General features: G+C 72.8%; 26 protein-coding genes. 14 read left to right on the top strand and 12 right to left on the bottom strand.

Annotation, left to right across the window (positions count from 1 at the left end):
* Positions 1-46 precede the first annotated feature (46 nt).
* Positions 47-586, bottom strand: coding sequence for a TIGR02611 family protein (locus IRY44_RS24720; RefSeq protein ID WP_194802604.1), 540 nt, complete (start codon positions 584-586; stop codon positions 47-49).
* Positions 587-859: 273 nt separating this feature from the next.
* Here IRY44_RS24720 and IRY44_RS24715 point away from each other — a divergent pair, with 273 nt between their 5' ends.
* Entirely contained in the window at positions 860-1,291 is a 432-nt protein-coding gene (locus IRY44_RS24715; protein ID WP_007457244.1) for an SsgA family sporulation/cell division regulator, read from the top strand.
* Positions 1,292-1,365: 74 nt separating this feature from the next.
* Here IRY44_RS24715 and IRY44_RS24710 read toward each other — a convergent pair whose 3' ends face one another.
* Complete coding sequence (locus IRY44_RS24710; protein ID WP_091427952.1) at positions 1,366-2,142, bottom strand: glucose 1-dehydrogenase; 777 nt, start codon at positions 2,140-2,142, stop codon at positions 1,366-1,368.
* Between the two features lie 190 nt (positions 2,143-2,332).
* Between IRY44_RS24710 and IRY44_RS24705 the strand changes: the two genes are divergently transcribed.
* Positions 2,333-3,250 carry a helix-turn-helix transcriptional regulator gene (locus IRY44_RS24705; RefSeq protein WP_194802603.1) on the top strand — a complete coding sequence of 306 codons (918 nt, stop codon included), beginning with the start codon at positions 2,333-2,335 and terminating at the stop codon, positions 3,248-3,250.
* Between the two features lie 7 nt (positions 3,251-3,257).
* Positions 3,258-3,713 (top strand): Rrf2 family transcriptional regulator, encoded by a 456-nt coding sequence (locus IRY44_RS24700; protein WP_104114498.1) that lies wholly within the window; start codon positions 3,258-3,260, stop codon positions 3,711-3,713.
* 1 nt (position 3,714) lies between these two features.
* Here the strand turns inward: IRY44_RS24700 and IRY44_RS24695 are convergent, their stop codons facing one another.
* Positions 3,715-4,326, bottom strand: a complete 612-nt coding sequence (locus IRY44_RS24695; RefSeq protein WP_194802602.1) for a malonic semialdehyde reductase — start codon at positions 4,324-4,326, stop codon at positions 3,715-3,717.
* The gene (locus IRY44_RS24690) at positions 4,323-4,886 is read right to left on the bottom strand and encodes a flavin reductase family protein (protein ID WP_194802601.1); all 564 of its coding nucleotides are present in this window, start codon (positions 4,884-4,886) and stop codon (positions 4,323-4,325) included. The genes IRY44_RS24695 and IRY44_RS24690 overlap by 4 nt, the downstream gene beginning before the upstream one ends.
* 394 nt (positions 4,887-5,280) lie before the next feature.
* Between IRY44_RS24690 and IRY44_RS24685 the strand changes: the two genes are divergently transcribed.
* Together IRY44_RS24685 and IRY44_RS24680 are read left to right on the top strand one after the other, a co-directional pair.
* The gene (locus IRY44_RS24685; protein WP_064498970.1) at positions 5,281-5,454 is read left to right on the top strand and encodes a DUF4236 domain-containing protein; all 174 of its coding nucleotides are present in this window, start codon (positions 5,281-5,283) and stop codon (positions 5,452-5,454) included.
* Between the two features lie 112 nt (positions 5,455-5,566).
* Positions 5,567-6,085 carry a potassium channel family protein gene (locus IRY44_RS24680; RefSeq protein ID WP_194802600.1) on the top strand — a complete coding sequence of 173 codons (519 nt, stop codon included), beginning with the start codon at positions 5,567-5,569 and terminating at the stop codon, positions 6,083-6,085.
* Here the strand turns inward: IRY44_RS24680 and IRY44_RS24675 are convergent.
* The gene (locus IRY44_RS24675) at positions 6,051-6,953 is read right to left on the bottom strand and encodes a hypothetical protein (RefSeq protein ID WP_194802599.1); all 903 of its coding nucleotides are present in this window, start codon (positions 6,951-6,953) and stop codon (positions 6,051-6,053) included. The genes IRY44_RS24680 and IRY44_RS24675 overlap by 35 nt on opposite strands.
* A 48-nt stretch (positions 6,954-7,001) precedes the next feature.
* Positions 7,002-7,523 carry a VOC family protein gene (locus IRY44_RS24670; RefSeq protein WP_194802598.1) on the bottom strand — a complete coding sequence of 174 codons (522 nt, stop codon included), beginning with the start codon at positions 7,521-7,523 and terminating at the stop codon, positions 7,002-7,004.
* A 50-nt stretch (positions 7,524-7,573) separates the two neighbouring features.
* Here IRY44_RS24670 and IRY44_RS24665 point away from each other — a divergent pair, with 50 nt between their 5' ends.
* A complete protein-coding gene (locus tag IRY44_RS24665; RefSeq protein WP_194802597.1) occupies positions 7,574-8,044 on the top strand; it encodes a MarR family winged helix-turn-helix transcriptional regulator in 471 nt (156 codons plus the stop codon).
* A 48-nt stretch (positions 8,045-8,092) separates the two neighbouring features.
* Positions 8,093-9,664, top strand: coding sequence for a tetratricopeptide repeat protein (locus IRY44_RS24660; RefSeq protein WP_194802596.1), 1,572 nt, complete (start codon positions 8,093-8,095; stop codon positions 9,662-9,664).
* A 4-nt stretch (positions 9,665-9,668) separates the two neighbouring features.
* Here the strand turns inward: IRY44_RS24660 and IRY44_RS24655 are convergent, their stop codons facing one another.
* Together IRY44_RS24655 and IRY44_RS24650 are read right to left on the bottom strand one after the other, a co-directional pair.
* Positions 9,669-11,072 (bottom strand): cell wall metabolism sensor histidine kinase WalK, encoded by a 1,404-nt coding sequence (locus tag IRY44_RS24655; RefSeq protein ID WP_194802595.1) that lies wholly within the window; start codon positions 11,070-11,072, stop codon positions 9,669-9,671.
* Complete coding sequence (locus IRY44_RS24650; protein ID WP_194802594.1) at positions 11,069-11,725, bottom strand: response regulator transcription factor; 657 nt, start codon at positions 11,723-11,725, stop codon at positions 11,069-11,071. Before IRY44_RS24650 ends, IRY44_RS24655 begins: the two co-directional genes overlap by 4 nt.
* 95 nt (positions 11,726-11,820) lie before the next feature.
* Between IRY44_RS24650 and IRY44_RS24645 the strand changes: the two genes are divergently transcribed.
* Together IRY44_RS24645 and IRY44_RS24640 are read left to right on the top strand one after the other, a co-directional pair.
* Positions 11,821-12,930: a sigma-E factor regulatory protein RseB domain-containing protein gene (locus IRY44_RS24645; RefSeq protein WP_194802593.1), complete on the top strand. Its 1,110-nt coding sequence runs from the start codon at positions 11,821-11,823 to the stop codon at positions 12,928-12,930.
* A gap of 241 nt (positions 12,931-13,171) precedes the next feature.
* The gene (locus IRY44_RS24640; RefSeq protein ID WP_228532760.1) at positions 13,172-15,391 is read left to right on the top strand and encodes an AAA family ATPase; all 2,220 of its coding nucleotides are present in this window, start codon (positions 13,172-13,174) and stop codon (positions 15,389-15,391) included.
* Between the two features lie 462 nt (positions 15,392-15,853).
* Here IRY44_RS24640 and IRY44_RS24635 read toward each other — a convergent pair whose 3' ends face one another.
* Positions 15,854-16,276, bottom strand: a complete 423-nt coding sequence (locus IRY44_RS24635; protein WP_194802591.1) for a hypothetical protein — start codon at positions 16,274-16,276, stop codon at positions 15,854-15,856.
* Positions 16,277-16,559: 283 nt separating this feature from the next.
* Here IRY44_RS24635 and IRY44_RS24630 point away from each other — a divergent pair, with 283 nt between their 5' ends.
* Positions 16,560-16,934 (top strand): hypothetical protein, encoded by a 375-nt coding sequence (locus IRY44_RS24630; RefSeq protein WP_036343163.1) that lies wholly within the window; start codon positions 16,560-16,562, stop codon positions 16,932-16,934.
* Positions 16,935-16,995: 61 nt separating this feature from the next.
* Here the strand turns inward: IRY44_RS24630 and IRY44_RS24625 are convergent, their stop codons facing one another.
* The 3 genes from IRY44_RS24625 to IRY44_RS24615 form a co-directional block, all read right to left on the bottom strand.
* Complete coding sequence (locus IRY44_RS24625) at positions 16,996-17,985, bottom strand: sporulation protein (protein WP_194802590.1); 990 nt, start codon at positions 17,983-17,985, stop codon at positions 16,996-16,998.
* A gap of 103 nt (positions 17,986-18,088) precedes the next feature.
* The gene (locus tag IRY44_RS24620) at positions 18,089-18,865 is read right to left on the bottom strand and encodes a DeoR/GlpR family DNA-binding transcription regulator (RefSeq protein WP_194802589.1); all 777 of its coding nucleotides are present in this window, start codon (positions 18,863-18,865) and stop codon (positions 18,089-18,091) included.
* 35 nt (positions 18,866-18,900) lie between these two features.
* On the bottom strand, positions 18,901-20,910 hold the full coding sequence (locus tag IRY44_RS24615; RefSeq protein ID WP_194802588.1) for a beta-galactosidase: 2,010 nt from the start codon (positions 20,908-20,910) through the stop codon (positions 18,901-18,903).
* Between the two features lie 243 nt (positions 20,911-21,153).
* Between IRY44_RS24615 and IRY44_RS24610 the strand changes: the two genes are divergently transcribed.
* Genes IRY44_RS24610 through IRY44_RS24595 form a run of 4 tightly spaced genes read left to right on the top strand, consistent with a single transcriptional unit; the run spans position 21,154 to position 26,615 of the window.
* Positions 21,154-22,521: an ABC transporter substrate-binding protein gene (locus IRY44_RS24610; RefSeq protein ID WP_228532741.1), complete on the top strand. Its 1,368-nt coding sequence runs from the start codon at positions 21,154-21,156 to the stop codon at positions 22,519-22,521.
* A gap of 22 nt (positions 22,522-22,543) precedes the next feature.
* Positions 22,544-23,500, top strand: coding sequence for a carbohydrate ABC transporter permease (locus tag IRY44_RS24605; protein ID WP_194802587.1), 957 nt, complete (start codon positions 22,544-22,546; stop codon positions 23,498-23,500).
* On the top strand, positions 23,497-24,378 hold the full coding sequence (locus tag IRY44_RS24600) for a carbohydrate ABC transporter permease (RefSeq protein ID WP_194802586.1): 882 nt from the start codon (positions 23,497-23,499) through the stop codon (positions 24,376-24,378). The genes IRY44_RS24605 and IRY44_RS24600 overlap by 4 nt, the downstream gene beginning before the upstream one ends.
* Entirely contained in the window at positions 24,375-26,615 is a 2,241-nt protein-coding gene (locus tag IRY44_RS24595) for an alpha-galactosidase (protein WP_194802585.1), read from the top strand. Before IRY44_RS24600 ends, IRY44_RS24595 begins: the two co-directional genes overlap by 4 nt.
* The last annotated feature ends 72 nt before the right edge of the window (positions 26,616-26,687 follow it).

Raw genomic sequence — 26,687 nt, 5'->3', positions numbered from 1 at the left:
CGCGCATGACTCTACCCGATCACCCGCCCGGACCAAAAACCGGGCCTCAGTGCGTCGCGAGGTAGTGCAGCGCCTCCGCCACCACGTCGATGCCGAAGCTGTACTTGAGCGACAGCCACACCACCACGGACACGAACGCGAGCCCGACCGCGCCGAGCACGAACCGCACACCCAGCGACCGCATCTTCACCCAGCGCGTCCAGGAGTTGACGTGCCGGCGGGTGAACGCGAGCAGCCGTCGCGCCCAGTGGAACTCGACCGCCCAGACGCCGAGGCCGGCGATGACCAGCAGCCAGCCGGGCCCTGGTAGCGGGATCAGCGCGATGCCGACTGTGACGACGATGGCGCCGAGGATGCCGATGAAGATCTTCAGGGCGACGCGGCCGGTGGGGTTGGCGCGGATCAGGTCGAGCGTGGTGTGCAGGCGCCCGCGCCAGCCCCGTCGCCGCCGGCGCTGCTCCATGAGAGCGCCTTGCGACCGCCCTTCCACCGGCACCTCGTACCCCCGACTTTTGGCTGCTCGGGCCGCACCTTTCGGCGATTCGGCCGTGGCCCGCGACGTCACCGAGGAGCCCCTCGTGACCATTTCCACCCCCAGTGTGGCGCGGGACCGTCACCCCTGCTCACGACTGGACGTTACCGGAGTAAGTCGACGACTGAACCACCCGTTGCCGGGCGGAACGACGGAGTGGGCGGAACCGGAAATTCTACGCGGGGCCACGCGGTCCCGGGGGCTTTCGGAACCCCTTCCCACCACTGGGTGAAGTCAGCGTATGGCGGAGCGTAGCCAGGAGCAGCACCTGAGTATGGGAAAAGCGGGACACGCGCGTTCCGCAGCGGTGCCGGGGGGAGAACGTCCATGAGTGTCATCCGACCGACGACCGTAGAGGTCGAGACGTCGCTAAGGCTCGTCGCGCCTGACGCCACCGCCTTGCCGGTGCGTGCCAGCCTGCGTTACGACCCTGCTGACCCGTATGCGGTCCATGTCCTGTTCCACGCCGAGTCCGCCGGCGGCGAGGCGGTGAGCTGGTCGTTCGCACGCGAACTGCTGGTCACCGGGCTCGACGAACCGGCCGGCATCGGTGATGTGCGGGTCTGGCCGTGGGCCACCCCGCGCGGCGACTTCGTCGCGCTGGCGCTGTCGTCGCCGGACGGCAACGCCCTGTTCGAGGTTCCGCGCAGCGTGCTGGTGCGCTTCCTGCGCCGGACCTACGTCGTCGTCCCGCGCGGCCGCGAGGCCGAGCACCTGGACGTCGACACCGCGGTGAACCGGCTGCTGGCCGGTCGCTGACACGGCGACACCCGGGGCCGCGCGGATCTGCCGAGTCCGCGCGGCCCCGGGCCGTCTGCAACCGGGGGTACGCCTCAGCCGCGCGTGGTGATCCCGCCGTCGACCGGGATGACCGCTCCGGTCAGGTACGCGCCCGCTCGGGACGCCAGGTAGATCGCGGTGCCCGCCATGTCCTCGGGGCGGCCGATCCGGCCCAGCGGCACCTGCTGTTCGATGGCCGCGCGCGACTCGGGGTCGTCCAGCGCGAACGCCATCATCTTGCTCTCGAACGGTCCGGGCGCGATCGCGTTGACGGTGATCTGCTCGCCGGCGAGCTGGTGGGCGAGGCCGCGGGTGAGCATGTGCACCGCTGCCTTGGTGGCGGAGTACGCGTACACCTCCATCCACGGCACCCGGATGCCGTCGATCGACCCGATGTTGATCACGCGGGCCGGGTCGTCGGCGCCCGCCGCGGCGCGCAGTTGCGGCAGCAGCGCGGTGGTCAGCCGGAAGACGGCCTTGACGTTGACCGCCCAGAGCTTGTCGAAGGCGCCCTCCGGGTACTCCTCCAGTGGCGCGCCCCAGGTGGCGCCCGCGTTGTTGACGAGCACGTGCAGCCGGTCATGGCGCTCCCGCACGGCCTCGGCGAGCGCCAGCGCGCCCGCGTCGCTGCCCAGGTCGGCCGGGATCGCCTCGCAGTGGCCCTCGGCGGACAGTTCCTTGGCGACCGACTCGCACACGTCGGCCTTGCGCGAGGAGATGATCACCTTCGCGCCGGCCCGGACGAAGCCCCGCGCGATCATCAGCCCGATGCCGCGTGAGCCGCCGGTCACCAGGACCGTCTTGCCGTCGACCGAGAACAGATCCGTCATGCCCATCCCATCGCCGTCGCCCGGCCGCGGGCCGGTCGGCCGGGGCCGCGTCGGCCGGGTGCACGACGCACACCGGCCCCAGGGTCTTACCGATCGGTAACCTAACCGTCCGGCTCGGGTGCCGACAAGAGCGGCCCGAGCGGGTGAAACCGTCGAGATGCAACGTGCGGGCGCTCCGGTTACCGTCGGGATGATGGTCACTACCGGTCAGCCCTCCCCGGCCACCCGCACCGGCCTGCCGGAGCTCCGCCCCGGCACCGACGAGATCGTCACCGGTGTGCTCGGCGACCTCGCCGCCGAGCCCGGCTGGCCCCGCCCGGTCCTGCTCGACCGTGATCTGCTGATCCTGGTCACCCACGGGCACGGCACCGCCGAGCTGGACTTCCGTCCGGTCCCCTGCCGTCCGGGCACGCTGCTGCGCGCCCGTCCCGGCCAGGCGCTGCGGTTCGTCGGCGCGCAGCTCGACGCGACTGTGGTGAGCTGGCGGCCGGACGCGCTGCGCGGCCTCGACGTCGACCCGGACGCGGTGCCGGCCCACCGTCAGCTCGCCGGCGAGGACGAGGACGCGGTGATCAGCGAGGTGAGCCAGCTGGCAGTGGACGCCGAGCGCCACGCGCTGGTGCCGGCCGCCGCGGCGCTGCTGCGCCACCAGCTCGCCGTCCTGCTGCTGCGGCTGAGCCTGCTGCCGCACCCGCGCGACGGCGCGACGCCCCGGGCCGAGACGGAGACGTTCCGGCGGCTGTGCCGCGAGGTGGAACGCGGCTACCGGCACACCCGCCGGGTGGAGGACTACGCCGCCCAGCTCGGCTGTTCGGTGCGTACCCTGACCCGGGCCTGCCTGGCGGTGACCGGCCGCAGCGCCAAACAGGTGATCGACGAGCGGGTGGCGTTGCAGGCGTGCCGGCTGCTCGCCGCCACCGACGAGTCGATCGCCGCGATCGGCCGGGAGCTGGGTTTTCCCGAGCCGACGAACTTCGGCCGCTTCTTCACCCGGGAGGTCGGGGTGAGCCCGGGGACCTTCCGGGCCGAGCGGGAACGCCCGTTGCCCGTCCGTCTGGTGCGACCCCGGCCGCCCGCCGACTCCCCCGTACCCGGCGGCCAGGCATGATGGCACTGTGCAGATCTCCGCGCGCGGCGACTACGCGGTCCGGGCAGCCCTGAGCCTGGCCACCGCGTACCCGACCCTGCTGTCCACCCAAGCCATCGCGGCGGAGCAGGACATGCCGCGCAAGTTCCTCGAGGCGGTCCTGGCCGACCTGCGCCGGGCCGGGGTCGTCCGGGCACAGCGCGGCGCCGAGGGCGGCTACACGCTGGCCCGGCCGCCGCGCGAGATCACCATCGGGCACGTGTTGCGCGCCGTCGACGGTCCGCTCGCCGGGGTACGCGGGCTGCGCCCCGAGGAGACGCAGTACGAGGGGGCGGCGGAGAACCTGCCCCGGCTTTGGGTGGCGGTCCGCGCCTCGGTGCGCCGCGTGGTCGACGAGGTGAGCCTGGACGAGCTGGTCAGCGGCCGGCTGCCGGCCCACGTACGCAAGCTGACCGCCCAGCCGGACGCGTGGGAGCCGCGCTGACTCACAGCGTGTCGACCACCTCCTCGTAGGGCAGGCGCGGCAGCCGTTCCCGCCAGGCGTCCGGCGCCGGGCGGCCGATGTTCATCAGCAGCAGCACCCGGTGCCGCCCGCCGGGGAAGAACTCCCGTTCCACGCCTGCGGCGTCGAACCCGGCCATCGGTCCGGCGGCCAGCCCGGCGGCGCGGACACCGACCAGCAGGTAGCCGATCTGGAGCGCGGCGTTGAACCGGGCCTGCGCCTCCCGGCCGACCGGGTCGCCGGTGAACCAGTCGCGGGCGCCGGGGCGGTGCGGGAACAGCTCGGGCAGCCGGTCGTGCCAGTCCACGTCGGCGGCGAGCACAGCGGTCAGCGGCGCGGAGGCCGTCTTGTCCCGGTTGCCGGCGCTGACGTACGGCAGCAGCCGCGCCCGGGCCGCCGCGGAGCGCAGCAGCAGCACCCGCAGCGGCTGGGCGTTCATCGCGGTCGGGCCGTACCGGATCAGGTCGTGGACGGCGCGGACGTGCTCGTCGGCGACCGGCTCGTCGGTGAACGCGTTTGCGGTGCGGGCCGCCCGGAACAGCAGGTCCTGGGCGGCCCGGTCGAGCGCGATCAGCTCCTCGGCGGCGGTGGTCACCACGCCTCGGGCCAGTCGCCGAGCGTGGTGGTGTAGGTGCCCCGGTGGTGCAGCAGCGGATCGCCGTCCTCGCCCGCGCCGAGCGCGAGCGGTTCGCCGAGCAGGATGGTGTGGTCGCCCGCCTCGATTCGGCGGACCACCCGGCACAGCAGCACGGCGAGCGCGTCGCCGATCAGTGGCACGCCGAACGGCCCGGTGGTCCAGCCCGGGTGGGCGCTGAACCTGTCGATGCCGCTGGTGGCGAAGATCTGGGCGATCTCCTGCTGGCCGGAGGCGAGCAGGTGCACGGCGACGTGCTCGGCCTGCTCGACTGTGGGCCAGCTCGACGACGCGTGGCCCAGGCAGACCGAGACCAGCGGCGGGTCGAGCGACACCGACGTGAACGAGGTGGCGGTGAAACCGGCCGGCGGCAGGTCCGGCCGCATCCGGTTGCCGCGCAGGCCGGGGGTGGTGACCACGGTGACGGTGGACGCCTGGCGGCGCAGCAGGCCGCGGAACGAGTCGACGTCGACCGGGCGCAGCTCGACGGTGGTGGCACCGGGCCGGTCCACGGTGGTCACGACGCCACCAGCTCACGACGTGACGGTGCATGCACGTGGTCCACGAGAGCCTCCAGTCCAGGGGTAGCAGCGGCGGCGCTGTGTTCTCTCTCGGTACCCCCGGATGAGGGAGGCGATGCGGGGCGACCCGGCACTCATGCTGCCGACCACTCACGGCGCCGGTCAACGCCCTTCCAGTCAGTGAGACTTTCATCGCTGGCTTTGTTACAGCGCGTATCCACCAGCATTTACTACTCCTTAACACCTACCCGTTGGATAGAGATTCTGCCGGGCGCCGGTCCCACCGTCCAGAGCGGATCGGGCAGGGTTTCGCGAATCGTCGATCCGGGCATGTTCGATGCCGCGAAGGCATGCAGACGACTGCAGAGGCAGGGAGACGAAGGAGGCACCCCCGATGGGCGTCCAGTTCCGCAAGCGTAAGAAGTACGGGCCGCTGATCCTCCACTTCACCCAGAACGGCTTCTCGTCGTGGAGCATCAAGATCGGCCGCTGGTCCTGGAACTCGAACACCCGCGCCCACCGCGTGGACCTTCCGGGGCCGCTGTCGTGGAAGCAGGACAAGGCCTGACCTTCCAGGCGACGAGCGGGGTGCCGGCGATTCGCCGGCACCCCGCTCGTCGTCTGCGGCCGGGATCGCGGTTCAGCCCGTCACGGCGTTGCGGTGGCCGGAGAATCGCCACATGGCGGACCTGTTGCTGCGGCGGATACGACGGCGGGCCGTGGCGGCCTGCCTGCTCATGCTCGTCGGCTACTTCCTGGTGCCGGTCGAGGCCGACCCGAACGGCCTGCGGCTGGTCCTGCGCTCGGCCGGCACGCTGGTCCTGGTGGCAGTGATCGCGTTCCTGGTCACCGGCCAGGTCCGCCGCCAGCTCGTCAAGGACCAGCCGACCGGCCGGGACGAGGACCGGGCGCTGACCCGGCTCGCGGTCGCGCTGATCGCCGGGCTGCTGGTCTTCGCGCTCGGCGACTACGTGGTGGCGAACACCCGGCCCGGCGAGTTCGTCGGCCTGCGCACCCGGGTCGACGCGCTCTACTTCGCGCTCGCGACGCTCACCACTGTCGGCTACGGCGACGTGCACGCCCAGGGTCAGATCGCCCGGGTGGCGGTGTGCGCGCAGATGGTGTTCAGCATCGGCGTGGTCGCCACCGGGGCGTCGATAGTGGTCAAGCAGATGACCCAGCGCTCGGGACGACGCTGATCGACACGTCCCCGCCGAGCCGGCCGTGCTCCGGGTCGCGGGTCACCGCGCCCGAGGCGAGCAGCGAGGCCAGCGCCCGGTTGGCGTCGGCGGCCCGGTAGACGGTCGCTGTGGTGGCGAAGCGGCGCAGATCGGTGACCGTCTGCGGGCCGGAGCGGGCCAGTTCGGCCAGCAGTTCCCGGCGCAGCGGGCCGGGCTCGGGATCGAGCGAGATGTCGAGCAGGCGGCCCTGCGGATCGGCCGGGTCGCGGTAGCGCACGCCGGCGTACTCGTCGACCGCCCAGAGCGCGTCCTTGACCGCCTCCAGCCCCCTGTCGGAGCCGGTGGCGTAGCCGAGCAGCCGCGCCGGGCCGTCCCCGTCGGGCACCAGCTCGACCTCGGTGACGAGCGGGAACCCGGCACCGGTGAGCGCCGGCCGCAGCGACCGTCCGGGCGTGGTGACGAGCAGCAGCTCGGCCGGGCGCCCGGACGCGGCGGCGGCGAGCAGGGCCGGGTCCGGGTCGGCGCCGTCGGCCACGACGAGCAGCGGCGCGCCGGCCGCACCTGCGGCCTTGAGCGCCACCGGCAGCCGGTCCGGGCCGCCGGGCACCAGGTGCACGGCGACGTCGGCGGGCAGGGTGGCCTCGGCGGCGCCGAGGCGTACCGGCAGGTCGGTGCCGTCGTCGGCGACCACCAGCACGGTCAGCCGCCGCCCGCGCAGCCGGTCGGCGAACTCGGCCACCACCCGCAGCGCATCCTCCGCGCCGGTGGCGTCTCCCCCGGCGTACGCGAGCGCGAGCGTGGCCCGCCGCGCCCGGTGCAGCGCGGCGGGGAGCCAGTGGTCGAGCTGGCGGACGAGCAGCTCGCGCAGGACGGCGTCGGTCGGCATGGTGCCGTTTCTACCGCACGGCGCGGCGGGCCCGGCCGCGAACCCCGCTCAGACCGGGACGGAGATGCCCACGCCGCCGCGGGTCTGCCCGCCGTAGCGCTGCCGCTCGCGGTCGAGGTCGAGCCGTCCGATGCGGGTACGCGCGGCGAGCGCGGCGTCGTCGAGCAGGTCGGCCGGGACGATCCAGACGATCTCGAACTCCAGCCCGTCCGGGTCGCGGCCGTAGAGGCTCTTGGTGGTGCCGTGGTCGGACGCGCCGACCAGCGCTCCGGCGGTGGAGAGCCGTTCGGCGGTGGCGGCCAGCTCGTCGAGCGTGTCCAGCTCCCAGGCCAGGTGGTAGAGGCCGACGGTGGCCCGGCCGGCCTGGGACGCCCCGGCCGCCGCGCCGATCTCGAACAGGCCGAGGTCGTGGTCGTTCGTGGAGTCGGGCGCCTGGAGGAACGCGGCGCCGCGGAAGCCCTCGGGCGTCATCGGCACCCGGCGGAAGCCCAGCACGTCGCCGTAGAAGGCGACGCTGCGTTCCAGATCACTGACGTAGAGGACGGCGTGGTTGAGTCGGTGGATGCCCATGTCACCGACCGTACCCCGGTTTTGTTGAGCGTTCAACTATCGACGGTATGATGGGCGCCATGACCCGGTGGCTGGACCCCGACGAGCAGCGGACCTGGCGGGCCTTCCTGACCGCCTCCCGAGGGCTCATGGAGACGCTCGACCGCGAGCTGCAACGCGACGCGGGCATGCCGCACGCGTACTACGAAATCCTGGTCCGCCTCTCCGAGGCCCCCGACCGGCGGCTGCGGATGAGCGAGCTGGCCGAGCTGACCGGCTCGTCGCGCAGCCGGCTCTCGCACGCCGCCGCGCGGCTGGAGGCGTCCGGGTGGATCCGCCGGGAGGGCTGCCCCACCGACCGGCGCGGGCAGGTCGCCGTGCTCACCGACGAGGGCTTCGCCACCCTGGCCGCCGCCGCGCCCGGCCACGTCGAGGGGGTACGCCGGCACCTGTTCGACGCGCTCAGCCCGGCCCAGGTCGACCAGCTCCGGCGGATCAGCGAGACGCTCGCCGACCACCTGACGGATTCGGGACCAAACTGATCCACTCCGGGTCTTGTACATACCGTCGCCGGACGAGCACGATGGGGCGTGTCCTCCGGCTTCGCTGACCTGACCGTCCAGGCGCACCATCTGGTGTCCGAAGGCGACCTCGACGGCGCGCACCGGCTGCTCGCCGACGCGCTCAGCGACGCCGATCCCCGACCCGGCAACGCCTCCCCCGAGCTGGCCGAGGCGGCCGGGCTCCAGGCCAAGGTGCTCGTCGCGCTCGGCGAGCCGCACTCCGCCCGCGGCTGGGCCGCGTTCGCGTACGCGGCCGCCACCCGGCTGTACGGCCGCTCCGACGAGCGCACCGTCACCGCCGCCGCGACGCTCGCCGCGGTGCTGCACCGGGTCGGCAGCGACGCCCGGGCCGCCCGGCTCTACTCCGACGTCATCATCGAGCTGACCGCCCGCAACGGCCCGGAGTCGCAGCAGGTGCTCGCCGCGCACGCCGATCTGGCCACCGTGGAGTACGCGCGCGGCCAGTGCGAGGTGGCCCGCGACCGGTTGCAGGACGCCTGGGAGCTGCACCGGGAGGTGTACGGCGACGGCCACCCCAGCGGCATCAAGATGCTGGCGAAGCTCGGCGCGATGGAACGCGACTGCGGCCGGTACGCCGACTCGCACGAGCACCTGACGCTCGCCGAGGAGCTGTGCCGCCTGCACCTGGACTTCGACGACCCACTCGCCGCCCAGGTGGCCGGGCTGGCCCGCGCCGCCGCCGACCCGGACCACGTCTGCCCCGCGCCCGCCGCTCCGCCGCCCGAGCCGCCGCCCGCCCGGACCACGCCCGTGGTGCCCGCCGCCCGGGTTCCCCCGGCCACCGAGGGCCCGCACGACCTGCCGCCCTACAGCCCGCCCGCGCTCGACGAGCCGGTCGAGACGCCGCTCTACCACCCGCCCGGCCGGGCCGCCGAGACAGCGCACGTGCCGACACCGCGTACCGCGCCGGAGGCCGACGGCGACGCGTTCGACGACTACCCGTGGCCGCCCGACGAGCCGGCCGAGCAACCGTGGCGACCGGGCGCGGACCCGCTGCCGCCCACTGTGGTCGGGCTCGCCGACGACCAGCCCGACGGGGTACGCCGCGTGCCGCCGCCACCGCCCGAGCCGCCGTCGCGCTACCTGCCGGTGCACGTGCCCCGGCCACCCGCGGCCGAGCGGCGCGCCCGTCCCTGGCTGCCGCTCGTGGTGCTCGGCGTGGCGGTGGCGCTGCTGCTCGGCACCATCGCGGTGATCGCCGGCGTGTCCCGGGTCGACGACGGCCGCGGCACCCCGCCGCCGGCCTCCAGCGCGCCGCCGGCGACCTCCGCCGCTCCCGCGCCGTCCACCCCCGCCGCCGCCGAGCCCGGCACGCCGCCCGGACGGCTCACCCTCACCGACCGGCGCGACAGCATCGTGCTGAGCTGGACGTACCCGGCCGGCGCGGAAGGACCGGTGGTGGTCGCCGGGGGCCGGGCCGGGCAGCCGCAGGGCACGTTCGCGACGCTGCCCGCCGGGTCGGCCGACTACATCGCCTACGGGCTCGACCGCACCACCGACTACTGCTTCACAGTGGCGCTGGTCTGGTCCACCGACAGCGTCGCCCGCACCGGGCCGGTCTGCACGAAACGCCGATGACCGCTCACTCCGGCTCGGGCTCGGCCAGCACGGGCAGCCGTACCGTCGCGCGCAGCCCCGGCGCGGCGGCGCCGGGCGTCGCGTCGGCGAGTTCCACCGTGCCGCCGGCCCGGCGCACCAGCTCGCGCACGATGGCCAGGCCCAGACCGGCGCCGCCCGCGTCGCGGGCCCGCGCGTCGTCGAGCCGGGTGAACCGGGCGAACACCCGCTCCCGGTCCGCCGCCGGGATGCCCGGACCGTCGTCGGTCACCGTGATCAGGTGGTACGCACCGTCCGGCCCGCTCACCGCCAGATCGACACCGGTGTACGCGTGCCGCAGCGCGTTGTCCACCAGGTTCACCAGCACCCGGCGCAGCTCCCCCGCGTCGCCCTCGACCCACCGGGGCGCGTCGGGCGGCGTCAGGCGCAGCGGCGGCGACGGATAGCGGGCGGCCACCGTACGCAACAGCTCCCCCAGCTCCACCGGGCCCACCGGGGACGGCCGGGCGTCCTGCTCGTCGAGGCGGGCAAGCAGCAACAGGTCGTCCACCAGGCGGCTCAGCCGCTCGGTGTCGGCGAGCAGGTCGTCGGCGACCGCCGGCCAGTCCGTGTCGTCGCCGAGACGCCGGGCCACCTCCAGCTCGGTACGCATGTTCGTCAGCGGGCTGCGCAGCTCGTGCGCGGCGTCGGCGACGAACGCCCGCTGCCGGTCCCGGGACGCGGCCAGCCGGTCCAGCATGTCGTTGAGCGTGACCGCGAGCCGGTGGATCTCGTCCTGCCCCGCCGGTACGGGAAGCCGCTCCGCCCCGGCCCGGCCGGTGATCTCGGCGGCGCCGCTGCGCAACTGCTCGACCGGCCGGAGCGTCGCGCCCACCACCCGCCAGGCCACCACGCCGAGCCCCGCCACCAGCAGCGGGAAGCCGACGAGCAGCAGGTTGCGGACCACGTGCAGGCTGTGCCGCACGTCGGTGAGCGACTTGGCGACGAGCACCGTCCGCGGCTCCTGCGGCGTGCCGGCCGGCACCGTGACCACCCGGACCGGGCCGGGCATCCCGGCGCGCCGCCCGTCCACCACCAGCCGCTGCCGCTGCCCGGGACGCAGCTCGTCCGGGCCCAGCATCGGCACCAGGCGGTCCGCGTCGATCGAAGCGGCCCGGATCCGGCCCTGCGCGTCGACCACCTGCACCCGCAACTGCCCGCCCGCGACAGGCAGCGGGTCCGGCAGCGCGTCCTCGGCGGTCAGCAACGCGACCGCGTCGGCGGTGCGCAGCGCCTCCTCGTCGACCGAGCGTTGCAGCGTCCAGCCCAGCGCGCCGAGCAGCAGCGCCCCGCCGAACGCGAACCCGACCACGAGGCCCAGCACGCCCAGCGCGAGCAGCCGGGCGCGCAGGCCCAGGCGCGGCAGCGGGCCGCGTATCCACCGGCTCATGTGGCCAGCCGGTAACCGGCGCCGCGTACCGTCTCCAGCCGCTCCCGGCCGATCTTGCGCCGCAGGTAGCCGACGTAGACCTCCACCGCGTTCGGCGCGGTTTCGACAGAGGCGTCCCAGACGTGGTCCAGCAGCTCGGTCTTGGAGACCACCTCGCCGGGGCGGCGCATCAGGTAGTCCAGCAGCGCGTACTCCCGGCTGGTCAGCACCACCTCGACGTCGGCCCGGGTGACCCGGCGGCGGGCCGGGTCCAGGCGCAGGTCGCCGACGGTGAGCACGGCCGGCCGCCGGGGCGCGCCACGGCGCAGCAGCGCCCGCAGGCGGGCCAGCAGCACCACGTACGAGAAGGGCTTGGTCAGGTAGTCGTCGGCGCCGCAGTCCAGGCCGTCGGCCTGGTCGTACTCCCCGTCCTTGGCCGACAGCATCAGCACCGGCAGCCAGCGCTGCTCGGCGCGCAGCCGACGCACCACCTCGTAGCCGGACAGGCCGGGCAGCATCACGTCGAGGATCATCGCGTCGTACTCGCCGTGCCGGGCAGCGTCCAGCCCGTCCGGGCCGGTAGCCGCCACGTCGACCACGAAACCCTCCGCCGACAGGCCCCGGCGCAGCGCCGCCGCGAGCCGCGTCTCGTCCTCCACCACCAGCAACCGCACCGGTCCAGGGTGCCACCACGGGCTCACCCGTAGGGGATCTCCTCAGCGTGGTCACAGCGACGGTCGCGCAGCATGGAGCGCAGGAGGTGCACACTATGTCAGTGATGAAGAACCGCGCCGTGCTGCGCTGGCTGGTCCCGGTGACCGCGGGGGTCGCCGTGATCGGCGGTGGCGCCGCCGTCGGCACGTTCGCCGCCGGCGCCGACCCGGCGCTGCCGCCGCGCAGCGCCGCCCAGCTCCTGGAAGACCTGCGCACGTCCCGCCTGGACGGGCTCTCCGGCACCGTGGTGCAGCGCGCCGACCTGGGCCTGCCGCCGATCGCCGCGCTCGCCGGCCAGGCCACCGGCAACGACCTGGCCGGCCTGGTCTCCGGTACGCACACGCTGCGCGTCTGGTACGGCGGCGAGGACCGGCAGCGGCTCGCGCTCGTCGACACGCTCGGCGAGCAGGACATCCTGCGCAACGGCCGCGACGTCTGGACCTGGAACAGCCGGGAGAACACCGCCACGCACCGGAAGTTGCCGGCCGACGCGCCGGAGCGGGCCACCGTGCCGGCCACCCCGGCCGACGCCGCGGACCGGGCGCTGGAGGCGATCGACCCGACCACTGCGGTCACCGTCGGCCGCACCGCCACAGTCGCCGGGCGGGACGCGTACGAGCTGGTGCTCACGCCGCGCGACAAGGTGTCCCTGGTCCACCAGGTCCGGATCGCGCTGGACGCGAAGGAGCACGTGCCGCTGCGCCTGCAGGTGCTCGCCGACGGGCAGGACGAGCCGGCGTTCCAGGTGGCGTTCACCCAGGTCGACTTCCGCACGCCGGAGGCCGACCAGTTCCGGTTCAACCCGCCGCCCGGCGTGAAGGTCACCGAGGCGACCGAGGGCGAGCGGCCCGGACCGGCGGGCAAGCGGTTCGAGAAGAAGGACGCCGAGAAGCCGGACGTCCGTACCGTCGGCACCGGCTGGACCACGGTGGTGGTCGCCAAGATCGGCGACGCGGCGACCGGCGGCGGTGCGAAGCCCGGCGCGGACGCGCCGGACGCCCAGATGCTGGCCGGCGTGCTCGGTGACCTGCCGAAGGTCAGCGGCGACTGGGGCAGCGGCCGGCTGCTCAGCGGCAAGCTGTTCAGCGTGCTGCTCACAGACGACGGCCGGGTGATCGCCGGTCTGGTCGCGCCGGAGCGGCTCTACGAGGCGGCAAAGGGCTGAGAATCGCCGTGCCCGGGGCTCGGTCGGCTGACGCCGGCCGGGCCCCGAGTCGTGTCCGGGCTTGGTCGGGTGGCTGCCGACGCGCTATCTTTCTCAGTTCAGGCACAAAAAAGGAATGGCTTCTGAATGCCATTCCTGCGGCAATTTTAGTCAATGAGGAGCCGGATTGTCAACGCACTCCGACGTGTCGGCTGACCTGCGCCAGGACGACGAGATCGGCCGGGAACAGGAATACGTCTCGATGCTGTACGACCGGCTGGACGGCATGCGGGAACAGGCCGCCCGGCGGCTCGACGAGGAGTTGCGCCACACCGGTGGCACGCAGCAGGCCCGCTCGCAGCGCGACTCGACAGTGGCGATGTACGCCGACCAGGTCGAGCAGTTCTCCGCGGTGGAGAGCGGCCTGTGCTTCGGCCGCCTCGACGGCGACGACGGCGCGGTCCGCTACATCGGCCGGATCGGGATCTTCGACTCGTCCGGCGAGTACGACCCGCTGCTGATGGACTGGCGCGCCCCCGCCGCCCGGCCGTTCTACCTGGCCACCGCCGCCAACCCGCAGGGCGTACGCCGCCGGCGCCATCTGCGCACCCGCGACCGCAAGGTGACCGGGCTCAACGACGAGGTGCTGGACATCACCGCCGCCTCCCCCACCGCGCACGAGGAGCTGACCGGCGAGGCGTCGCTGCTCGCCGCGCTCAACGCCGGGCGTACCGGCCGGATGCGCGACATCGTCGAGACCATCCAGGCCGAGCAGGACCGGATCATCCGCGCCGACCTGCCCGGCGTGATGGTGGTGCAGGGCGGGCCCGGCACCGGCAAGACGGCGGTGGCGCTGCACCGGGCCGCGTACCTGCTCTACACCCACCGCCAGCAGCTCTCCACCCGGGGCGTGCTGCTGGTCGGCCCGAACGCCACGTTCCTGCGCTACATCTCCCAGGTGCTGCCCACGCTGGCCGAGACCGGCGTGCTGCTGCGTACCCAGGCCGACCTGTTCCCCGGCGTACACGCCCGCCGCGCGGAGCCGGCCACCACCGCGGCGCTCAAGGGCCGCGCGGTGCTGGCCGACGTGCTCGCCGCCGCCGTCCGCGACCGGCAGTGGGTGCCCGACGAGCCGGTCACCATCGAGCTGCCGCAACGGGAGGTGCTGACGCTCGACCCGGAGACCGTGCGGCAGGCCCGCGACCGGGTACGCCGCACCGGCCGCCCGCACAACCTGGCCCGGGCCCTGTTCGACGTGGAGATCGTGCACGCGCTCGCCGACCAGGTGGCCGAGCGGATCGGCGCCGACCCGCTGGGCGGGGAGAACCTGCTCTCCGAGGCCGACCGCGCGGAGATCCGCCGCGAGCTGCGCGAGGAGCCGGAGATCCGGGCCGCGCTGGACGAGCTGTGGCCGGTGCTGACCCCGCAGCGCCTGCTCGCCGACCTGTACGCCTCGCCGGAGCGGATCGCCACCGCCGCGCCGATGCTCACCGATACCGAGCGGGCCGCGCTGCACCGCGAGCCGGGCGGCTGGACGCCCGCCGACGTGCCGCTGCTGGACGAGGCCGCCGAGCTGCTCGGCGAGGACGAGCGCGCCGCGGTGGCGCGCCGGGAGCGGATCCGGGCGCTGGAACGCGAGTACGCCGAGGGTGTGCTGGAGATCTGGCGCGGCTCCCGCTCCATCGACGTGGAGGACGAGGCAGACGGCGGTGAGATCCTCGGCGTCACCGACCTGATCGACGCCGACCGGCTCTCCGAGCGGCAGGAGGAGTCCGACCGGCTCACCACCGCCCAGCGCGCCGCCGCCGACCGTACCTGGGCGTTCGGGCACGTCATCGTGGACGAGGCGCAGGAGCTGTCGCCGATGGCGTGGCGGCTGCTGATGCGCCGCTGCCCGAGCCGGTCGATGACGATCGTCGGTGACGTGGCGCAGACCGGCGCGCTCGCGGGCACGCCGTCGTGGGGCGAGGCGCTGGCGCCGTACGTGGCGGACCGGTGGCGGCTGGAGGAGCTGACGGTCAGCTACCGCACCCCGGCCGAGATCATGGCGGTCGCCGCCGACGTGCTGGCCGCTATCGACCCGGCGCTGCGGCCACCCCGCTCGGTACGCGCCACCGGCGTACCGCCGTGGGACCGGACCGTACCGGCGGACCGGCTGGTGGCGGAGCTGGTCGAGGCCACCGCCCGGGAGGCCGCGTCGCTCGGTGACGGGCGGCTCGGCGTGCTGGTGCCGACCGGCCGGGTGGCCGAGCTGGGCGGCGCGGTGGTGACGGCACTGCCGGAGGCGACAGTGGGCGAGCAGCCGGAGCTGGCGAACCGGATCGTGGTGCTGACCACCGAGCAGGCAAAGGGCCTGGAGTTCGACTCGGTGCTGGTGGTCGACCCGGCCCGCATCGTCTCCGAGTCCCCGAGGGGCCACAGCGACCTCTACGTGGCCCTCACAAGAGCCACCCAGCGCCTGGGCATCCTCCGCACCCCGTAACCCCCACCCCCTCCCACCCTCCCACCCCGTTGATCATGAAGTTGGCGGCGATGTGGATCTCCAAATCGGCCGTCAACTTCATGGTCAACGGGGTCGAGCACGTGCTGCCTCAAGTCCCGCTGCGCCCCCTCTCCGCCCCCTCTCCGCCGTCGCTCCGCTCCGCGATCATGGAGTTGCGGCCCGTTCGCCAGATCGGGGAAGTTGCTACATCACGGCCACCCTCACCACACCACTTCCCCGAAGTGGCGGGACGTCGCCAGCGCCAGCCGGGGAAAGCACATGGCCAGAGAGGGCGGGATCGGGTGCGGCGAACACGCCAGCGCCGGAGTGGTGGTCGCGTGCGCCACATCGGGGAAGTTGCCACAACATGGCCGCCCTGACTGCGCCACTTCGGCGAAGTGGCGCAGTCAGGGGTGCGCATGGTGGGGGCGGCCGGAGGCCGTCCCGCCGTCCCTGCCTCGGTCAGCCCGGGTTGGAGCGGTTGTTGGTGAAGTTGCCAACCTGGGCACCGGTGGCCGAGTTGTCGCTCGTGGAACCGCCGGCCGGGGTGCTCAGGCCACCCGTACCGGCGTCACCGGTCGTCGTGGGCGCCACCTTGCCCGGGTGCTTCTCGGGCTGGCGGGCCACCCGGCGCACACTCGCCGGCCCCGCCGTACCGCCGGTCGTGGTCACCGCGCCCTGACCCCGGGTCGGTCCGCCGTCGCGCAGCACCGTCGGGTCGACGGGTACGTCCGCCGGGTCGTCCGGGTCGAGTTCCTGCCGCACCCGCTCCACGTCGGTCTGCGGCACGTTGACCTCGTCCAGCGCGCCCTCGCCGTACACGCCTCCGGCGACCCGCTGCTCGGCCCGCCGGGCGGCGTCCTGCCGCATGTCGTCCTCACGCACGTCAACCACCTCGCAGCTCTCTCGGGGTATCGGTGGTGCGTGCCCGAGGGCGGGTGGCTGAAACCGGAAGCGGCGGCGGGAGGACCGGTGTGCGCCCCGGTGTCCGGTTCCGGCCGCGAGCCGAGCGCGGCGGCCATTCGACGGTGACCGGCGGTTACCTTGTCTCCGGCCCCGGGTAGACCCAGGGTGCCCCCGCCACAGAGCGCGAACCGCGCCGTGGCCGACCTGCGGTAGCGGGGCGAGGGTGTGCAGGTACGACTCATCAAATCCTGAGGAGGACCAGATGAGCACGCAGGCTGCATCCACCAGGCCGATGAACCGGCCGATGTCCGACGTCCAGAACCGGTCGAGCATGCAGGACACGTCGACCCGGCACATGCCGTCGATGCACGACGGTCACCGGGAGAACATGCCGTCCCCGGGTACGGAGACGAAGCAGGCGTTCCTGACCACCGAGTTCTGGGTGTACGCCGCAGCGGTCGCGGTCGTCGTGATCGCCGCGTTCTGGCGAGGCGCCGCCACCAACGGCCTGAACATCAACAACCCGAACCAGGCGTGGTGGTACCTGACCGCGCTGACCGGCGCGTACCTGGTCAGCCGTGGCCTGTCGAAGGCGGGCAGCGCGCGCCGTTCCGGCAAGGAGCGCCGCGGACGTTGACCGTACGCCGCGCGAACGGCGACGCCCCCGGGATCCGTCCCGGGGGCGTCGTCGCGTCCGCTCACTCCTCGCCGAAGTCCCCGAAGTCGTCGCCGCCGCCGTCGAACGCGTCGTCGAGCATCTCCCCGGCGATCATGCCGCCGGCGACACCCAGCGCGGCGCCCGCGACCACGCCGCCCATGCCCGGGCCGCGCCGCCCGTGGCCGGCATAGCCGTGGTGACCCGGGTAGCCGTGGCCGCCGTGCGGCATGCCGAAGCCCTGGGCCCGCATGCTGCCGTAACGGCCGGTGGTCTCCCGCAGCCAGCCGTCGACGACCTGCACCCAGTCGGTACGGGTGGCGTCCGTGTGCGGGACCGAGTAGCGGCCGATGACGTCGTGCCCGGGGCTGAGGAAGCCGCCGCGCTTGTCGCACTCCAGGATCACCTCGACGCCCTGCTGGCTGGTCACGAACGTCAGCTCGACCTCGGTGACCGTCTGCGCGTACTGCGGCGCGGCGAAGAACTCGATCTCCTGGTAGAACGGCAGCGTCTGCGGCACGCCGTAGATGTGGCCGCGCTCCAGGTCGGCGTGCTTGAACCGGAAGCCGAGCGCCTGGCACGCCTCCAGGATCCGCTCGTGGATCGGCAGCGGGTGCACCGACACCTGGTCCAGGTCCGACTTGTCGACGGCGCGGGCCACCGCCAGCTCGGTGCGCAGGCCCATCGTCATGCCGTGCAGGCGCTGGCCGTACACGTCGGTGATCGGGGTCTCCCACGGCACCGGCATCTGGAACGGGATGGAGAGCTGCTGCTTGGGGGCCAGCTCGAAGGCGCCGCTGACCGGCATCCGGTGGAACTCCATCACGCCCGCGTACTCGTGGTCGCCACCCTCGATCTCGACGCGGGTGACCAGGCCGAGGTTGATCTGCTCGATCCGCGCCGGGCTGTCGCCGCCGACCAGGTTGACGTGACCGTCCAGGGTCAGCCCGGGCCGGGTGTTCGGGTTGGTGAGCACCGTGTCGACACTCGGGCCACCCACGCCGAACGCGCTCAACATCTTCTTGAAGACCATCGGTCACTCCCGCTGAACGGCACTCCGACATGGACCGTCGGACGCTTCGTCAGGGCACCCTAAACGGCCCGGCTGAAAAGTGGCTGTGAGGCACGCCGTGGCCTCAGTCGGCGCGTACCACCACCAGCTCGCCGACCTGCTCGCCGAGCTGCCGGCGGGCCTCCGGCGGCAGGCCGCCGTCGGTGATCAGTACGTCGGCCTCCTCCAGCGGCGCGATGGTGGCGATGCCGATGGTCTCCCACTTGGTGTGGTCGGCGAGCACCACCAGCCGCCGTGCGGACCCGATCAGCCGGCGGTTCACCGCCGCCTCCAGCAGGTTGGGCGTGGTGAATCCGGTACGCGGGCTCATCCCGTGCACGCCGAGGAAGAGAAGGTCGACGTTGAGGGCGGCGATGGCCGCCTCGGCGACCGGGCCGGTCAGCGCGTCCGACGGGGTACGGATGCCGCCGGTCAGCACCACCGTCTGGTCGGCGCGGGGATTCTGGTAGAGCGCGTCGGCCACCGGGATCGAGTTGGTGACCACAGTCAGCCCGCGTACCTCGGCCAGCCGGGCGGCCAGCGCGGCGGTGGTGGTGCCGGCGGACAGCGCCACCGCCATGCCGGGCTCGACCAGGCCGGCGGCCCGCTCCACGATGGCGCGTTTCTCGGCCTGCTGGCGTACCGACTTGGCGGCGAAGCCGGGCTCCTCGGTGGAGCCCGGTCCGGCCAGCGTCGCGCCGCCGTGCACCTTGTCGATCAGGCCGCGGTCGGCCAGCACCTCCAGGTCGCGGCGGATCGTCATGTCGGACACACCGAAGCGGCTGACCAGGTGACTGACCCGGACGCCGCCGCTCTGGCGGATCAACTCCAGGATGGCGCTCTGCCGTTGCTGGGCGAGCATGGGGGACCTCCTCGGCGCGAACGGCCACGTACCGGTCAGGCGGTCGCGGGCACCGGCGCGGGCTCCTCGCGGACCACCGCCACCTCACCCGCCGGCACCTCCAGCTCGCCGTCGCACCGGGCGCCGCCGAGCAGCTCGGTGCCGGTGACCGCCAGCCGGGCCGGCTCGGTGGTGTGGTTGACCACGAACAGCCAACTCCGGTCCGCCGAGCGACGGCGGACCACCTCCACCCCGGGCGGCGCGCCCACCGGCGGACGGACACCCGTCTCGTCGAGCAGCCGGGCCACCAGCCGGTCGGTGGCCTCGTCGTCGAGGCGAGTGCCGACGTACCAGGCGGCGCCCGCGCCGACGGCGTTGCGGGTCAGCGCCGGCACGCCGGGCAGGGGCCCGTCGGTGTACGCGGCCAGCACGTCCGCGCCCTCGGCGTGCAGCCACTCGGTCCACACGTCGGCGCGGGCACCGTCGTCGAGGCGTACCGTCTCGCCGGCCCGCAGCGGGAAGAACTCCTCGACGCGTACGCCGAGCAGGTCGCGGAACGCGCCGGGATAGCCGCCGAGCCGGATGTGGTCGTGCTCGTCGACGATGCCGCTGAAGTAGGTGACCACAGCCGTGCCGCCCGCCTCCACGAACCGGCGCAGCGCGTCGGCGTCGGCGTCGCGGACGAGGTAGAGCGTGGGCGCCAGGACGAGCCGGTAGCGGGACAGGTCGGCCGACGGGTGCACCACGTCGGCGGTGACCCCGGCCCGCCAGAGCGCGGCGTGCAGCGCGGACAGCCGGTCGGTGTAGGTGACGTCGACGCTGGGGTGGGAGTCGAGTTCGGCGCCCCACCAGGCCTCGTAGTCGAACAGGATCGCCACGTCGGCGTCGACGCGGCTGCCGCGTACCTCGGCGAGCGCGCGCAGGTCGGCGCCGAGCCGGCAGACCTCGCGGAACACCTTGGTGTCCGGCCCGGCGTGCGGCACCAGCGCGGAGTGGAACTTCTCCGCGCCGGCCCGGGAGGCCCGCCACTGGAAGAACAGCACCCCGTCGGCGCCGCGCGCGACGTGGGCGAGGCTGTTGCGGCGCATCTGGCCGGGCGTCTTCGCCACGTTGCGGGGCTGCCAGTTGACCGCGCTGGTGGAGTGCTCCATCAGCAGCCACGGCGCACCGCCGGCGACGCCCCGGGTGTGGTCGGCGGCCAGCGCCAGGTCGACCTGCGGCTGCGGCTCGGCGGCGGTGAGGTAGTGGTCGTTGGCGACCACGTCCACGTCGGAGGCCCAGGAGTGGTAGTCCAGGTACTTGATGCCGGTGCCGATCATGAAGTTCGTGGTGACCGGCTGCGGGACGAGCCGGTTCAGCAGCTCCCGCTCGGCGCGCAGCTGGGCGCGCTGCTCGTCGGAGGAGAACCGCAGGAAGTCCAGCTGCTGGGTCGGGTTGGCGAACGTCGGCGCGGTACGCGGCGGATTGATCTCGGCCCAGTCGTGGTAGCGCTGGCTCCAGAACGCGGTGCCCCAGGCGGCGTTGAGCGAGTCCAGGTCGCCGTAGCGCTCGCGCAGCCAGCCGCGGAACGCCTCGGCGCTGACGTCGCAGTAGCAGTGCACGTTGTGGCAGCCGAGTTCGTTGGAGACGTGCCAGAGCACGACCGCGGGGTGCCGCGCGTATCGCCGGGCGACGGCCTCGACCAGGGCGAGCGAGTGGTCCCGGAACACCGGCGAGCTGGGGCAGTACGCCTGCCGGCCGCCGGGCCAGAGCACCGTGCCGTCGGCCCGGCGGGGCAGCGTCTCCGGGTGCCGGTGTGCCAGCCACGGTGGTGGGCTGGCGGTGGCGGTGGCCAGGTCGACGCTGATGCCGCCGTCGTGCAGCAGGTCGATCGCCCGGTCCAGCCAGTCGAAGACGTACCGCCCCGGGGTGGGTTCGAGCAGGGCCCAGGAGAAGATGCCGACCGAGACCAGGTTGACCCCGGCGCGTCGCATGAGGTCGACGTCCTCGGCCCACGTCTGCTCGGGCCACTGCTCCGGGTTGTAGTCGGCGCCGTACCAGATGCCCTCGCCGTGCCAGTTCCGCATGACAGCAGAGGTTGCCCCCGAACAGCACCCAAGTCAACACTTTCCAACATCGACTGAAGTTCCAACGTTTACCGGCTCTTTGCCCTGCCCTGCCGCTGACAGCGTCGTCTTTTTGCCCTCTTGACAGCGCCGCGCCAAGGGGTAGCTTCAAGCGCCACCGGCTGTTTGTGTTCGGACGTGTGGATTCTCGGTGGATCTGCCACTGCCGACACGAACACCGCTCACCGCCAACGATCACGGTCCATGAGCGCAGCGCACCTCTTCCACGCAGGAGGCACCATGTCCCGTCCCCGCTCGCAAGCCGAATACCTCGCCCGGCTCGTACCCCCGTCCGTCGCCGGCCTGAACCGGCGCTCGCTGCTCGCCGGCGCGGCCGGCGCGGGGGCGCTGCTCGGCACCGGGCTGCTCGCCGGCTGCGGCGACTCCGACTCCGGTTCCGGCGGCGACGCCAAGAGCGTCTCGCTCGGCTCGAACCAGTCGGACCCGAAGCCCAAGGACGTCGTCGCCAAGGTGATGGACGGCTTCAAGACGTCCTCCGGCGTGACCGTCGACATCAACACGGTCGACCACAACACGTTCCAGGAGAACATCAACAACTACCTGCAGGGCAAGCCGGACGACGTGTTCACCTGGTTCGCCGGCTACCGGATGCGGTTCTTCGCCGCCAAGGGGCTGGCCGGTGACCTCAGCGACGTGTGGGGCAAGCTCGACGGCTACTCCGACGCGTTCAAGAAGGCGTCCACAGGCGACGACGGCAAGCAGTACTTCGTACCGGCGTCGTACTACCCGTGGGCCGTCTTCTACCGCAAGTCGGTGTGGCAGCAGCGCGGCTACGAGGTGCCCAAGACGCTGGACGACCTCAACACACTCGGCGCGCAGATGAAGAAGGACGGCCTGAACCCGATCGCGTTCGCGGACAAGGACGGCTGGCCCGCGATGGGCACGTTCGACATCCTCAACCTGCGGATCAACGGCTACCAGTTCCACATCGACCTGATGGCCGGCAAGGAGGCGTGGACCTCCGACAAGGTGAAGAAGGTCTTCGACACCTGGGCCGGGCTGCTCCCCCTGCACCAGCCGGACTCGCTCGGCCGCACCTGGCAGGAGGCCGCCCAGTCGCTGCAGCAGAAGAAGAGCGGCATGTACCTGCTCGGCCTGTTCGTCGGCCAGCAGTTCAGCGGCGCGGACCTGGAGGACCTGGACTTCTTCACCTTCCCCGAGGTCGACTCCACGATCGGCGCGAAGGCCCTGGACGCCCCGATCGACGGCTACATGATGGCCCGCAAGCCGAAGTCCAAGGACGCGGCGGAGAAGCTGCTGACCTACCTGGGCTCCAAGGAGGCGGCGGACATCACTGTGAAGAACGACCCGAGCACGCTCGTCGCCAACAGCGGCGCGAACACCGGCGCCTACACCGCGCTGCAGAAGAAGGCGGCCGAGCTGGTCGGCTCCGCCACCGAGATCGCCCAGTTCCTCGATCGCGACACCCGGCCGGACTTCGCCTCCACCGTGATGATCCCGGCGTTGCAGCAGTTCATCAAGGACCCGAAGGACATCAGCGGGCTGCTCACCAGCATCGAGAACCAGAAGAAGTCGATCTTCACCAGCTGACGGCGGAAGGGGGAAGGACATCATGTCCGACCTGCCCCTGATCCAAGCGGATCGCGCCGTGCCGCCGCCGGCCGCGACCACCACGAACGGTGGTCGCGGTCGCCGGCTACGGCTCCTGTCCCGCACCGACCGCGTGGTCATCACGCTCATGGTGCTGGTACCCCTGCTGCTCGTCGCCGGGCTGGTCTGGCTGCCCGCGGTGGCGACGGTGCTGCTCTCCGGCACGAACTGGGACGGCATCGGCCCGATCTCCGAGATCGAGTGGGTCGGGGCCAAGAACTACGACGACGTGGTGAACATCTACCCGCCGTTCGTCCCCGCCGTGCAGAACAACCTGCTCTGGCTGGCCGCGCTGTTCGTGGTGGCCACCCCGTTCGGCATGTTCCTCGCCGTACTGCTCGACAAGGAGATCCGCGGCAGCCGCTTCTACCAGACCGCGCTCTACCTGCCGGTGGTGCTGTCGCTGGCGCTCATCGGCTTCGTCTGGCAGCTCATCTACAGCCGCGACCAGGGGCTGCTCAACGGCGTGTTCGGCGGCGAGACCGACTGGTACGGCGACCCGAACGTCAACATCTGGGCCGTGCTGGTGGCGGCCGGCTGGCGGCACGTCGGCTACATCATGCTGCTCTACCTGGCCGGCCTCAAGGGCGTCGACCCGTCGCTGCGCGAGGCCGCCGCGGTCGACGGATCGTCCGAGACCAGCACGTTCTTCCGGGTCGTCTTCCCGGTGCTGCGCCCGATCAACATCATCGTGCTGGTGGTGACCGTGATCGAGTCGCTGCGCGCGTTCGACCTGGTCTGGGTCATCAACAAGGGCCGCAACGGGCTGGAACTGATCTCCGCGCTGGTCACCCAGAACGTGGTGGGCGAGGCGAGCCGGATCGGCTTCGGCTCCGCGCTGGCGACCATCATGCTGGCCGTCTCGCTGGTCTTCATCACCATCTACCTCTGGACCGTGATGCGGGAGGACAAGCGATGACCGCCGTCTCCGCCGGCCGCCGCCGCCCCGTGCGACCCGCCCGGGTCGTCCTGCACCTGTTCCTGGGTGCGGTCGCCGTGGGCTGGCTGTTCCCCATCCTCTGGGCGGTGCTCACCTCGTTCCGCTCCTACGAGTACACCGCCGCCAACGGCTACGTGTCGCTCGGCGGCTGGACGATCGACAACTACGTCACCGCCTGGCGTACCGCCGAGTTCGGCAAGCACTTCCTCAACTCCGCGTACATCACCGTCCCGGCGGTGCTGCTCACGCTCTTCCTCGCCTCGTGCGTGGCGTTCGTGATCGCCCGGTTCAGCTGGAAGCTCAACATCGCGCTGCTCGGCCTGTTCACCGCGGCGAACCTGCTGCCGCAGCAGGCGCTGCTCATCCCGCTGTTCCGGATGTTCACCGAGATCCCGCTGCCGGCCTGGATGAGCGACTCGGAGCTGCTGTACGACAGCTACTGGGGACTCATCCTGGTAAACGTCGCGTTCCAGTGCGGCTTCTGCGTGTTCGTGCTCAGCAACTACATGAAGGCGCTGCCGCACGAGCTGTACGAGGCCGCGATGGTCGACGGGGCGAACGTGTGGCGGCAGTACTGGCAGGTGACGCTGCCGCTGTGCCGCCCGGCGCTCGCCGCCCTCGCCACGCTCGAGGTCACCTGGATCTACAACGAGTTCTTCTGGGCCACTGTCCTCATGCGGACCGGCGACAAGTTCCCGGTCACCAGCTCGCTGAACAACCTGCGCGGCGAGTTCTTCACCGACAACAACCTGGTCTCGGCCGGCTCGGTGCTGGTCGCGATCCCCACCCTGGTGATCTTCTTCCTCCTCCAGAAGCAGTTCGTCCGGGGTCTGACGCTGGGAGCCTCCAAGGGATGACGATCGTCCACCTGCGCCGCGCGCGGACCAGCCTGGTGCTCGACGCCCGCGGCCCGGGGCTGCCCCGGGTCGTGCACTGGGGCGCCGACCTCGGCCCGCTGCCCGACGAGGACCTGCCCGCAGTCGTCGACGCCACGGTGCCGCCGGTGGTGCCGAGCAGCTTCGACGCGCCGACTGTGCTGTCGCTGCTGCCCGAGGCGAGCGCCGGGTGGAGCGGGCGGCCCGGTCTCGCCGGTCATCGCGACGGCCGGGACTGGTCGACGGCGTTCCGCCTCACCGGCCTCGACGTGCACGATGCACCGTCCCCGCCTGGCGGCACGGCGGGCATGCCCGCTCCGGGCGGCGTGGCCGAAGGCGGGGACGCGGTGCGCGTATCCGATGAGGAGCGCAACCGCGACGGGGCCGGCGCCGCGCGGGTCACGGTGCGGGCGGCGGACCCGGGCGCGGGGTTGAGCCTGACCGTCGAGATCACGCTGGATGCGGCGGGGGTGCTGACGCTGCGGCACCGGCTGCGCAACGACGGCGACGGCCGGTACGAGGTCCGGGAGCTGACGCCGGTGCTGCCGGTGCCGGCGGTCGCCACCGAACTGCTCGACCTGACCGGCCGCTGGTGCCGGGAACGCGCCCCGCAGCGGCACCCGTGGCCGATGGGCGCCTGGGTACGCGAGGGACGGCACGGCCGTACCGGCCACGACGCCACTCTGCTGCTGGTCGCCGGCACCGCCGGGTTCGGCTTTCGGCACGGCGAGGTGTGGGCCGTGCACACCGCGTGGAGCGGCGACCACGTCACGGCCGCCGAGCGTCGCCCGACCGGTGAGTCCACGCTCGGCGGCGGTGAGCTGCTCGCACCCGGCGAAGTAGTGCTCGGGCCGGGCGAGGAGTACACCACTCCCCTGCTCTACGCGGCCCACTCGGCCGACGGGCTGGACGGGCTCAGCGACGCGCTGCACACGCACCTGCGAGCACGCGCGTCGCACCCGCGCACGCCCCGGCCGGTGACGCTGAACGTGTGGGAGGCGGTCTACTTCGACCACGACCTGGACCGGCTGCGGACACTGGCCGACCGGGCCGCCGAGGTCGGGGTGGAACGCTTCGTGCTCGACGACGGCTGGTTCCGCGGCCGGCGGCACGACCAGGCCGGGCTCGGCGACTGGTGGGTCGACGGCGAGGTCTGGCCGGACGGGTTGCAGCCGCTGATCGACCACGTTCGCGGGCACGGCATGCAGTTCGGGCTGTGGGTCGAACCGGAGATGGTCAACCCCGACTCCGACCTGTTCCGCGCCCACCCGGACTGGGTGCTCCAGGCGCCGGGCCGACTGCCGCCACCGTGGCGGCACCAGCAGGTGCTCGACCTGGCCCACCCGGACGCGTACGCGTACCTGCTCGAACGGCTCGACGCGGTGCTGAGCGGGCACGACGGGCTCGCGTACCTGAAGTGGGACCACAACCGCGACCTCACCGAGGCCGGGCACGCCGGACGGCCGGGGGTGCACGCGCAGACCCTCGCGGTCTACCGGCTGCTGGACGAGCTGCGCGCCCGGCACCCGGACGTCGAGATCGAGAGCTGCTCCTCCGGCGGCGCCCGGGTCGACCTGGAGATCCTGCGCCGCACCGACCGGGTCTGGGCCAGCGACTGCAACGACGCGCTGGAACGGCTGTCCATCCAGCGCTGGACCGGCCTGCTGCTGCCGCCGGAACTGATCGGCACACACATCGGCCCGGAACGCTCGCACACCACGCACCGCGTGCACGACCTGAGCTTCCGGGCGGTCACCGCGCTGTTCGGCCACCACGGCATCGAGTGGGACATCAGCGCGATCGACGCCGGCGAACGGGCCGAACTCGCCGCCTGGGTGGCGCTGCACAAGCGGCTGCGCCCGCTGCTGCACACCGGCCGGGTGGTCCGGGTCGACCACCCGGACCCGGCCGTGCAGGCCCACGGCGTGGTCGCCCATGACAGCTCCCATGCGGTGTACGCGGTCAGCCGGCTCGCCACCTCCGCGGCGCAGGTGCCGGGCGCGGTACGGCTGCCGGGGCTGGACCCGCAGCGGCGCTACCTCGTGCGCCCGCCCGCCGGGGTGCCGGAACCGGCTCTGCTGGAGCTGTCCCCGCCGGGCTGGCTGGCCTGGCCGGGCGACGGCATCACGGTGAGCGGTTCGGTGCTGGGCACTGTCGGCGTTCAGCTCCCCGCCCTGCACCCCGAACAGGCCCTCCTCTTGGAGGTGGTCACGGCCTGACCGCTCCCTGGGGCTCACCCCGCCTCACCCCGGTGATCAAGGAGTTTGCGTCTCCGTCGAGGTCCGATCTGG

Origin of the sequence: Micromonospora sp. ANENR4, assembly GCF_015354395.1 — a bacterium.
In the GTDB taxonomy this organism is placed as follows: Bacteria; Actinomycetota; Actinomycetes; order Mycobacteriales; family Micromonosporaceae; genus Micromonospora; species Micromonospora aurantiaca.
Note: the sequence above shows the minus strand (reverse complement) of the source record. Positions and strands in the feature narration are given on the sequence as shown.